General features: G+C 67.0%; 10 protein-coding genes and 1 tRNA gene. 4 read left to right on the top strand and 7 right to left on the bottom strand.

The window, feature by feature from the left end; translation table 11 throughout:
- Positions 1-82 precede the first annotated feature (82 nt).
- A complete protein-coding gene (locus tag DI269_RS15665; RefSeq protein WP_112137434.1) occupies positions 83-256 on the bottom strand; it encodes a DUF397 domain-containing protein in 174 nt (57 codons plus the stop codon).
- A 553-nt stretch (positions 257-809) separates the two neighbouring features.
- Here DI269_RS15665 and DI269_RS15660 point away from each other — a divergent pair.
- The gene (locus DI269_RS15660; RefSeq protein WP_157975022.1) at positions 810-1,277 is read left to right on the top strand and encodes a hypothetical protein; all 468 of its coding nucleotides are present in this window, start codon (positions 810-812) and stop codon (positions 1,275-1,277) included.
- Positions 1,278-1,332: 55 nt separating this feature from the next.
- On the opposite strand, the gene DI269_RS15655 is transcribed toward DI269_RS15660, so the two are convergent.
- Positions 1,333-1,719, bottom strand: a complete 387-nt coding sequence (locus DI269_RS15655) for a phage holin family protein (protein ID WP_112137438.1) — start codon at positions 1,717-1,719, stop codon at positions 1,333-1,335.
- 174 nt (positions 1,720-1,893) lie between these two features.
- Between DI269_RS15655 and pstB the strand changes: the two genes are divergently transcribed.
- Entirely contained in the window at positions 1,894-2,781 is an 888-nt protein-coding gene (gene pstB / locus DI269_RS15650; RefSeq protein WP_112137430.1) for a phosphate ABC transporter ATP-binding protein PstB, read from the top strand.
- Positions 2,782-2,864: 83 nt separating this feature from the next.
- Here pstB and pstA read toward each other — a convergent pair whose 3' ends face one another.
- The 4 genes from pstA to phoU form a co-directional block, all read right to left on the bottom strand.
- Complete coding sequence (gene pstA / locus DI269_RS15645; RefSeq protein WP_112137428.1) at positions 2,865-3,761, bottom strand: phosphate ABC transporter permease PstA; 897 nt, start codon at positions 3,759-3,761, stop codon at positions 2,865-2,867.
- Positions 3,758-4,741 carry a phosphate ABC transporter permease subunit PstC gene (gene pstC, locus DI269_RS15640; RefSeq protein WP_232822766.1) on the bottom strand — a complete coding sequence of 328 codons (984 nt, stop codon included), beginning with the start codon at positions 4,739-4,741 and terminating at the stop codon, positions 3,758-3,760. The genes pstA and pstC overlap by 4 nt, the downstream gene beginning before the upstream one ends.
- Before the next feature lie 81 nt (positions 4,742-4,822).
- Positions 4,823-5,878, bottom strand: a complete 1,056-nt coding sequence (pstS, locus tag DI269_RS15635) for a phosphate ABC transporter substrate-binding protein PstS (RefSeq protein ID WP_112137436.1) — start codon at positions 5,876-5,878, stop codon at positions 4,823-4,825.
- Between the two features lie 219 nt (positions 5,879-6,097).
- Positions 6,098-6,745, bottom strand: a complete 648-nt coding sequence (phoU, locus tag DI269_RS15630; RefSeq protein WP_112137424.1) for a phosphate signaling complex protein PhoU — start codon at positions 6,743-6,745, stop codon at positions 6,098-6,100.
- Positions 6,746-6,926: 181 nt separating this feature from the next.
- Between phoU and DI269_RS27150 the strand changes: the two genes are divergently transcribed.
- Positions 6,927-7,625: a hypothetical protein gene (locus tag DI269_RS27150; RefSeq protein ID WP_157975021.1), complete on the top strand. Its 699-nt coding sequence runs from the start codon at positions 6,927-6,929 to the stop codon at positions 7,623-7,625.
- Positions 7,626-7,718: 93 nt separating this feature from the next.
- Here the strand turns inward: DI269_RS27150 and DI269_RS15620 are convergent.
- Positions 7,719-7,794, bottom strand: a tRNA-Lys gene (locus DI269_RS15620).
- A gap of 114 nt (positions 7,795-7,908) precedes the next feature.
- Between DI269_RS15620 and obgE the strand changes: the two genes are divergently transcribed.
- The gene (obgE, locus tag DI269_RS15615; RefSeq protein WP_112137421.1) at positions 7,909-9,372 is read left to right on the top strand and encodes a GTPase ObgE; all 1,464 of its coding nucleotides are present in this window, start codon (positions 7,909-7,911) and stop codon (positions 9,370-9,372) included.
- Positions 9,373-9,842 lie beyond the last annotated feature (470 nt).

The following is a 9,842-nucleotide window of genomic DNA, read 5'->3' as shown; positions in this document are numbered from 1 at the left end:
CCCACGACCTGAAGTCGCTCTAGGCGACCCGCGACGCGAGGGGGCGGCCACCCGATCGGGTGGCCGCCCCCTCGCTCTGTCCCTACCTGCCGGATGTCCGCAGCAGCGAGGCCCAGTCGGCTCGGCTGGCGTGCAGGATCGGGCTCACCGTCAGCTTGGTGTCCCTGATCTCCACGCCCTCAACTGCGAGCCTGGCCTCCACACAGGCCCCGTTCGGGCCTGACCTGCTGCTCTTCCTCCATGTGTGGGTCAACATGGATCTCCTCCTTCCAAGGAGCATTCGAGTCCCCAGGACGGCTTTTACCATAGCCGCCGCATGGCAAGCGAAACGTCGACTATCCGTCACTATCAGGTTTTGGACAGTCCGGCAGACGGGTTCACCATTGCGGTGTACCGCAGTCGCCCTCGGCTCTCCCCGGCTCTGTGTGGACCGTCGCGCGCGCGTCCGCCGATTGTCCGCCCAGCGTCCGAAGACCGTCCCGGAGTGCCGCAAAGGAATCCGAGTCGGATTCAAGTACGGGATGGACGGTCGCGCGCCCCGCCCCGGCACCAAAGTCAACTCACGAAGACCATGAACCTCTTTCACTCCATCGAGTGCGCGCCCCGCGCCGGCCCGCCCGAACCCGGCCCCGGCCGTCCCGGGACGGTTACCCCGGCCGCCCCCGGGGAAGCCCCTCCGCTACCCCCGTTCCGCGGCTTTTTCCCGAGAATTCACGGAATCGCCGAACCAGGGGGACTTTCACAATTGCAGGGCAGGAATGGAATAATATTCAGACCAACACCACAAGCACTGGTCACGGGGGGTGACGATGAAAGACGCCATTGAAACCTCAACCATCGCGTTCGCCGCAATCGTCGCGATCGTCCTCATCTTCGCAGCGGTTCTGGGACTGCGGTCCTTCATCGAGACCAGGCGCCGGCGAAAAGCCCGGGCCAAGACCGACGCCGAGGCCTGGACGGAACTCCTCGGGAAGCAGCTCCAGATCGCCCCGGCCTCGGTCGGCGACACCGAGGCCGCCGCGGCCCTGGACCGCGCCCGCAAGCTCCACTACGGCGCCGTCCAGAAGCTCAAGACCGCCAAGAAGAGGAAGCAGTTCGAGCGCGTCCGAACCTACGCGCTCGCCGGACTGCACAACCTGAACATCATGCGCCGCCGCCTCGGCAAGGCCCCCGGACCGCAGGGGCCGATCCCGTTCAACGCGGGAGCCAAAGCGGCCAAGCGCGACGACAACATCCGCGACGTCGCGACCGGGCCGTCCACCGGACTGCCCTTCTAGACCGAGCAACGAGAAAAGGGGCGGCCCCGGGGCCGCCCCTTTCCGCATGCCTCGACTACGCCTCGACCTCGCGCCGCGGCGTCAGCAGGTCCATGACCCACATCGCGATCGACACGATGATCGCGCCCCAGAACGCCGGCCAGAAACCGTCCACGAAGAACCCCAGCGACAGCTTCTCCGACACCCAGCCGGTCAGCCAGAACATCAGAGCGTTCACCACCAGGCCGAACAGGCCCAGCGTCAGCACGTACAGCGCGCAGCCGACCATCATCACGATCGGCTTCACCAGCGTGTTCACGAGCGTGAAGATCAACGCCACCAACAGGAGCGACAAGAACTTCGCCCCCGCCGAATCGCCGTACAGGCTGATCCCCCCGACGATCGCCGTCGCGAGCCACAGCGCCAGCGCCGTCAGAACCAGGCGCACCAGAAAGCGGAACATAGCTGCCAGTATCGCCGCCGCCACCCGTCGGCGTCCAGTTTCCGCCGATTCGAATCCGGGCCCGCGCGTTCACCCCCGGTTCACCGGAGATCGAGACCGCCGCTACCGGCCCGACCTATCCTCGGCCCAGCCCTGCTTGACATCCCGAACTGCGTCCCTGCACAAGGAGCGATCATGAGCGACCAGGCACTGCCCGCGGCCCGCCCCACCGTCGACCCGCGGCGCCTCCACGCGGCCCCCCAGCCGGCGTACCAGCGGGCCCCCGGCGGCGGCGCGGACACCGAAACCGTCTTCGACATCAAGGACGTCGACGTCTTCTACGGCTCCTTCCACGCCGTCAAGAACGTCAACTTCACCGTCGCCAAGAACGAGATCACCGCCCTCATCGGCCCCTCCGGCTGCGGCAAGTCCACCCTCCTGCGCTCGCTCAACCGCATGAACGACCTCGTCCCCGGCGCCCGCGTCGCCGGCACGGTCGCCTACCGCGGCAAGAACATCTACGACCAGGGAGTCGACGCCGTCGAGGTCCGCCGCCGCATCGGCATGGTCTTCCAGAAGGCCAACCCCTTCCCGAAGTCCATCTTCGACAACGTCGCCTACGGCCCCCGCATCCACGGCGTCAAGCGCTCCGAGCTCGCCGACATCGTCGAGGACTCCCTCAAGAAGGCCGCCCTCTGGGACGAGGTCAAGGACAAACTCAAGCAGTCCGCGCTGGCCCTCTCCGGCGGCCAGCAGCAGCGCCTGTGCATCGCCCGCACGATCGCGCTCGCGCCCGAGGTGGTCCTCATGGACGAGCCGTGCTCGGCCCTCGACCCGATCGCGACCGCCCGCATCGAGGAGCTCATGGTCGACCTGGCCAAGCAGTTCACGATCGTGATCGTCACGCACAACATGCAGCAGGCCGCCCGCGTCTCCGACAAGACCGCGTTCTTCTCGACCGAGGTCAACGAGGTCAGCGACACCCGCACCGGCGTCCTCGTCGAGTTCGACGACACCCAGCGGATCTTCACGACCCCCTCGGACGAGCGCACCGAGAACTACGTGACCGGCCGCTTCGGCTAGAGAACACACCTGGAGAACGAGGAAGGGCCCCACCGTTTCCGGTGGGGCCCTTCCCTATTCGTGCGAGACCAGGTTCGCGGGCGCTAGCGCTTGTCGATGGCGAAGCGCGACGCGATGATCCGGGACAGGATGGTGAACACGAAGACGATGGCGATCAAGGTCAGGGCCGCACCCCAGGCGCGGTCCTGCGACGCCGCGAACGGCTGGCTCGCGTTGCGGAAGATCTGCGCCGCGAGCGTGGTGTTCGAGCCGTCGAACAGGTCGGGACGGTAGATGTAGGTCAGGCCCACCGTGACGATGATCGGCGCGGTCTCGCCCGCGGCGCGCGCCACGGCCAGCAGCGACCCCGAGGTGATGCCCGACGACGCCGCCGGGAGCACCACGCCCATCGTGGTGCGCCACTTGCGCGCGCCCAGGCCCGAGGACGCCTGCCGCAGCTCGTCGGGGACCAGCCGCAGCATCTCCTCGGTCGAGCGGATCACGATCGGCAGCATCAGGCACGCCAGGGCGAGCGCCCCGGCGAAGCCGTTCTGGTCGTCGATCACGGTCACGTAGCCGACGTAGATGAACAGGCCCATCATGATCGACGGGACGCCGGTCATGACGTCGGCCATGGTGCGGATGAACCGCGCCAGCGGCTTGTTCTTGCCGTACTCGTTCAGGTAGACCGCGCCGAGCACGCCGACCGGGATCGACAGCAGCGAGGCCATGCCGGTGATAGCGAGCGTGCCCACGATCGCCGGGCCCATGCCCGGGCCGTCGGTCCGGTAGTTCCGCGGGATCTCCTCGATGAACCAGTCCAGGCTCCACGTCGAGGCGCCCTTGGACAGGACCTGCCAGGCCACCAGCGCCAGCGGCAGCGCCGCCAGCAGCACGCACAGGCCGATGAGCACCGTCGCGGTCCGGTTCGCGAGGGCCCGCTTGAACGACAGGTTCCGGCCGGACAGGTCCGGCGGGGTCCGCCCTTCGAGGGTCGTCATGAGTGGGCACCCTTCATCTTGAGCTCCGCCCGGCGGACCACGACGCGGGCGAGGAAGTTGATCAGCACGGTGATCGCGAACAGCAGCACGCCGATCCCGATCAGCGCGTCGCGGTGGAGGCCGCCCGCCTCGCCCCACTGCTGGGCGATGACCGCGGCCATGGTGTTGCCGGGAGCGAACACGTTGGCGCTCATGCCGACCGCGCCGCCGATGACCAGCGACACGGCGATCGTCTCGCCCATCGCCCGGCCCAGGCCCAGCATCGAAGCGCCGACGAGGCCGCCGAAGGAGTGGGGGAGGATCGCGCCCTTGATCATCTCCCAGCGGGTCGCCCCGAGCGCGTACGCGCCCTGCTTGTCGATCTCGGGCACGGTCGCGAACACCTCCCGGGAGATCGAGGTGATGATCGGGATGCACATGACGGCCAGGATCAGGCCGGCCGTGAAGTAGTTCCGGCCGGTGTTCGTCTCGTCGAACACCGCGTTCAGACCCGGGATCGGGGCCACCAGGCCCGCGAACCACTGGTACACCGGGGTGATCCACGGGACCACCACCAGGCTGCCGACCAGGCCGAACACGACCGACGGAACCGTCGCCAGCAGGTCGATGACCGTGACGATGTACTTGCGCGAGCGCCGATGGGCGACCTCGGTGATGAACAGCGCGATGCCGATCGACACCGGGACCGCGATGAGCATGCCGATCAGCGAGGTCACCAGCGTGCCGTACAGGAACGGGAACGCCCCGAAGACCTCGTCGCTCGGCGACCAGCGCATGCCGGTCAGGAACTGGACCGGGTCCAGCGCCAGCGCCGGCCACGCCTGCACCGACGTCGTGATCAGGATCAGGCCGAGGACGATGAGCACGGTGAGGCCGGCGAAGGTCACCAGTCCGGTGAAGCCCTTGTCGGTCCGGCGGGAGCGGGCCTCCCCGCCGAGGTCCACCTGGGGGGGCGATTCGGGAGATGCCGTAGTGGTCAAGAGAGTCTCTCCGGTTTCGTGAGCGGAACGGCCGAAAACCCCAGCGGCGTCGCAGCCGTTGGGGTCATCGGATCCGTGGTCCTAGGCAATCGTCTCGTTCAGGGCGTCGATCGCCTGCTGACGAAGCTCGTCCGGCAGGGCGGCGTAGTTGTTCTCGGCCGCGATGTCCTGGCCGTCGGTGAGCAGGTAGTTCACGAACTCCTTGACACCCGCGGCGACGTTCTCGTCGTCGTACTCGGTGCGGATGAGGATGTAGGTCGGCGCGGTGATCGGGTAGGACTCGGCACCGGCCGCGTTCAGCGGGTTGTACGACAGGTCGTCGGCGATCTCGGCGCCGGCGAGGGCGGCGGTCGCGGCGTCGAGCGTCGGCTGCACGAAGGCGCCGTCGGCGTTCTCGATCGAAGCGGTCACCAGGCCCAGCTCAGCGGCGTCGGCGAGGTCGACGTAGCCGATCGCGCCCTCGGTCTGCGTGATGATGGTGGCGACACCGGTGTTCTTCTCGCCGCCGACCGAGGTGGCCGGCCACTCCAGCTCGTCCGAGGCCCCGAGGGTCCACGCGTCGGTGGCGTCGTCGAGGAAGGTCGAGAAGTTCTTGGTGGTGCCGGAGCCGTCCGAGCGGCGCGCGATCGTGATCGCCAGGTCGGGCAGCGTCGCGTCGGGGTTCGTCGCGGCGATCGCCGGGTCGTTCCAGTTCGTGATGGCGCCCTGGAAGATGTTGGCCAGCGTCTCCTGGTCGATCTGGAGACCCTCGACACCCGGCAGGTTGTAGGAGATCGTGATCGGGGCCGCAACGGTCGGGATGTACTGGAACGAGCCGGCCTCCGGGCCGTCGCCGTCCTTGACCAGCGAGTCGGTGCCCGCGAAGTCGTTCAGGTCCTGGCCGAAGGCCTCTTTGCCGGCGGAGGAGCCGTCGGCGCTGTAGGTCACGATGAGGTCGGGGTTCACTTCGGCGTAAGCCTCGATCGCCGCGGCGTAGTACGCGTCCGGGAAGGAAGCGCCCGAGCCGGTGATCTCGCCGGACACCAGTTCGCCGTCGCCGGCGCCCTCGTCGTCGCTGCCGCCGCCGCAGGCTGCCATGCTCATGGCGAGCGCACCCGCGGTGATGGTGCCGAAAATGGTCCGGCGGTTCAGTTTCATGTTCACAGCTGGTCTCTACTCCGTCTCCCGGAACAGACTCCCGGGTCGCTTATTCACTGTCCGCAGCCATCAAACCCAGACCCGGTGTTCACCCGCTGACTTGGAGTTGAACTCAAGGTGAACGACTGAGCGCGATTCGCAACAGTGACGGAGAGACCGAAAATCCGAGCCCCTGACCTGGCAGTTTAACCCGGTCTCGACTCGGCCGTGACCGGACCGTTATGAACGGTCGAGGTGCACGTCCCCTGTGACGGCATAGACCACCTGATGCGAGACGCGCACCGCGTGATCCCCGAACCGCTCGAAGAACCGCGTCAGCAGCGCCACGTCCACCGCCGTCTGCGGCCCGTACCCCAGCGTCGGCACCTGCGCGTGAATACGCTCCTGGATCGCGTCCAGCTCGTCGTCGTCCAGGCCCATCTGCGCCGCCTGCAACTGGTCCTGCTCCGCCAGGATCCCCACCAGCTTCTCCGAGATCCGCACCGCCGCGGCCCCCATCGCCGCGAAGTCCGCCCGCAGCGAATCCGGGATCACCGCCGCCGGCGCGCGCAGCAGCACCGACTTCGCGATGTGCTTCGCCAAGTCGCCCATCCGCTCCAGGTCCACCGAGATCCGCACCGCCCCCAGCACGAACCGCAGGTCCGACGCGACCGCGTCGTACTGCGTCATCAGCTCGATGATCCGGTCGTCGACCTTGAACTGGAGTGCGTTGACCTGCTCGTCACCGGCGACCACCAGTTCGGCCGCCGCGGTGTCGCCTTCGAGGAGGGCCGCGCTGGCCTGCTCCATCGCGACGCCGACGCGGCGCGCCATGTCGACGAGGAGGTCGTTGAGCTCGTCCAGGTGCTGGTGGAACGGGTTCTGCATGATCGGCCAATCGCGGTTCGGAAGGGCTGACGCGAGCCGCGTCGCGGGCCCCTCCAGTCTAGAGGGACCGCACTTCGCGCGCCGGAAGCGGCGTCCCCGGCGAAGCTCCGGGCGAACCTCCCTGGACGTCCGGCGTTACAGTGAGGGCGAAGCACGAACGATCCCCCAGGGAGTGGACCCGATGACCTACCCCTCGCAGCCCGGCTACCCGAGCCCGTACGGACAGCAGCTGCCTCCGAACGGTCGGCAGAACAACAACCTGTGGCTCATCGGCGGGTCCGTCGTGCTCGTGCTGGTCATCCTCATGACCGTGATCCTGCTCGTGGTCCAGCAGACGCAGAACGACAACTCCGCGGACGGCGGCACCGACGGCGGCGGCGACACCGACTACTCGGGCCTCGACAGCGTTCCGTTCGACAGCACCGCGTGCGACTCCTTCGACGCCTCCGGCTTCGCCGACGCCGTCGGCGACACGATCGACGAGGGCTCCAGCTCCAACTACTCGTCCAGCAGCGACTCGTACGACTCGATCACGTGCAGCTTCTACACGGCCGAGCAGTTCATCTACATCACCGCGAACTTCTACGACTACGGCACGCTCGACGAGGTCATGACCTACATCGACTACGACGACGAGATGTACGGCACCGACGCCGACTACGAGATGTCCGACTACACGGACCTCGGCGACGGCGGCAACGTCTACACGAACATCTCCGACCCCTCGTACCAGTCGACCTACATCCACGTCGCCCTCGGCAGCGTCGAGGCGTCCGTCTACGCCTCCTACGACGCCTCCACCACCGACAAGGACGCGGTGATCAACGGCCTCAGCGACATCATCGCCCAGGCCGACGCCCTGTTCGCGGACTACCAGTAGCGAGAAACGCCCCGGCGGCCTTCGGGCCGCCGGGGTGTTTCCCGCGCTTGTTCCACATAAACCAAAAGAGGCCCTGTGACCAGGACCTCTGTGTGGTGCGCCGCCAGGGACTCGAACCCCGAACCCGCTGATTAAGAGTCAGCTGCTCTGCCAGTTGAGCTAGCGGCGCAAGATGATTGAGCGACCACGACGCTTTCCGCCGGTGTCCCCCGCACGAGGAGAAACTTTAGCATGTGCTTCGGGCACCGTCTCCGGGGGTCCCGCGGGTGGCTACCCTTGTGCAGTGACAAGTTTCGTAGACCGCGTGAATCTCCAGGTCATTGCCGGTAAAGGTGGCAACGGCTGCGTGTCGGTCCACCGTGAGAAGTTCAAGCCGCTCGGCGGCCCCGACGGCGGCAACGGCGGCCACGGGGGTGATGTCGTCTTCGTCGTCGACCCCAACGTGCACACGCTGCTCGACTTCCACTTCCAGACGCGCCTCCAGGGAGGCAACGGCAGGCACGGCCAGGGCTCCAACCGCGACGGCGCCACGGGCGAGTCCATCAAGGTGTCCGTGCCCAACGGCACCGTCATCTACTCCAATGGCGAGATCCTCGCCGACCTCACCGGCGACGGCACCGAAGTGACCGTGGCCCAGGGCGGCCGCGGCGGCCGCGGCAACCGCGCCCTCGTCAGCTCCAAGCGCAAGGTCCCCGGCTTCGCCGAACTCGGCGAGTCCGGCGACGAGCTCGAAGTCGTCCTCGAACTCAAGAGCGTCGCCGACGTCGGCCTGGTGGGCTTCCCCTCTGCGGGCAAGTCCTCCCTCATCGCCGCGATGTCGGCCGCCCGGCCGAAGATCGCCGACTACCCGTTCACCACGCTGACCCCGAACCTCGGGGTCGTCTCCGCGGGTGAGACGACCTACACCATCGCCGACGTCCCGGGCCTCATCCCGGGCGCCGCCGCCGGCAAGGGCCTCGGCCTCGAATTCCTCCGGCACATCGAGCGCTGCGCGGTCCTCGCCCACGTGGTCGACTGCGCCAACCTCGAATCGGACCGCGACCCGGTCTCCGACATCGACGCCCTGGAGCACGAGCTCGCCGAGTACGGCGGCCTCTCCGACCGGCCGCGCATCATCGTCCTCAACAAGGTCGACGTCCCCGACGGGCGCGAGCTCGCCGAGTACGTCCGCGGCGACCTCGAGAAGTACGGGTGGCCGGTCTACCTCGTCAGCGCCGTCAGCCGCGAGGGCCTGAAGGAGCTGAACTTCGCCTTCGCAAAGGAAGTGCAGGAGTACCGCGCAGCCCTGCCCCCGGTCGAGGCGACCCGCATGGTCATCCGCCCGGCCGCGATCGACGACTCCGGCTTCACGATCAAGAAGCTCGTGCCGGCCTATGAAGGGGATGTCGAATTCCTCGTCTCTGGCGCCAAGCCCGAGCGCTGGATCGTCCAGACCAACTTCGAGAACGAAGAGGCCGTCGGCTACCTCGCCGACCGGCTCGCCGCTCTCGGCGTCGAAGACGCTCTCGTCAAGCACGGCGCGATCCCCGGCTCGATCGTCAAGATCGCCGACCACGAATTCGAGTGGCAGCCGACCGACCCGAACATCGTCGCGACCGTCGGCCCCCGCGGCACCGATGCCCGCTTCGAAGTGAGCGACCGCAAGGGCGCCGACGAACGCCTCGCCGAACGCAAGGAACGCCGGGCCGAACTGCTCGATCGCGTCGCCAAAGAGAAGGACGCCAAGGGCAAAAGCCGCCGCGGCTAAGCCCCATTTGCGGACTGAGCTGCGAAAACGCGGGGTTTGCAAGGGTGTGGCGCCGAGCACGCACCCCCCTTGCAAACCCCGGTTCTCCGTCGCGTAAATTTGTCTTTGCCCGAGGGGGAAACGGACAGGAAAGCCGAAAGGACCTGGACGAAAACCAAAAGGGCAAAACTCCGAACGAATCGATCGGGGGGCCAAAACGGCCCGAAAACCGGTCTGGTAAGTTACTGGAGCCGCTCCGGTCGGAGAGGAACTTCCAAGAAGTTTCAAATCTGATTAGTGCGTGTTGTTTGAGAACTCAACAGGGTGTTTGGATGGTCAGCGTGCGGGCTGACTGGAGGATTCGGGACTAGGTTCCTGGGTGTTTCTGGTTGGTACTGTTTTTGACTGTCTTTTCCTTGGGGCACTTGCTTGGTGCCCCGTGAAAATCGGTCAGGACACGCTTCGACACATACTTCAAGTCGCCATGGTCT

The sequence above is a fragment of the Glycomyces dulcitolivorans genome (assembly GCF_003265355.1).
In the GTDB taxonomy this organism is placed as follows: domain Bacteria; phylum Actinomycetota; class Actinomycetes; order Mycobacteriales; family Micromonosporaceae; genus Glycomyces; species Glycomyces dulcitolivorans.
Note: the sequence above shows the minus strand (reverse complement) of the source record. Positions and strands in the feature narration are given on the sequence as shown.

Bases quoted from the DNA above. Each gene is read 5' to 3' on its own strand.
- pstS (WP_112137436.1), bottom strand. From the start codon at position 5,878: ATGAAACTGAACCGCCGGACCATTTTCGGCACCATCACCGCGGGTGCG.
- phoU (WP_112137424.1), bottom strand. From the start codon at position 6,745: ATGCAGAACCCGTTCCACCAGCACCTGGACGAGCTCAACGACCTCCTC.
- DI269_RS15665 (WP_112137434.1), bottom strand. From the start codon at position 256: ATGTTGACCCACACATGGAGGAAGAGCAGCAGGTCAGGCCCGAACGGG.
- pstA (WP_112137428.1), bottom strand. From the start codon at position 3,761: ATGACGACCCTCGAAGGGCGGACCCCGCCGGACCTGTCCGGCCGGAAC.
- DI269_RS15660 (WP_157975022.1), top strand. From the start codon at position 810: ATGAAAGACGCCATTGAAACCTCAACCATCGCGTTCGCCGCAATCGTC.
- DI269_RS27150 (WP_157975021.1), top strand. From the start codon at position 6,927: ATGACCTACCCCTCGCAGCCCGGCTACCCGAGCCCGTACGGACAGCAG.
- DI269_RS15655 (WP_112137438.1), bottom strand. From the start codon at position 1,719: ATGTTCCGCTTTCTGGTGCGCCTGGTTCTGACGGCGCTGGCGCTGTGG.
- pstB (WP_112137430.1), top strand. From the start codon at position 1,894: ATGAGCGACCAGGCACTGCCCGCGGCCCGCCCCACCGTCGACCCGCGG.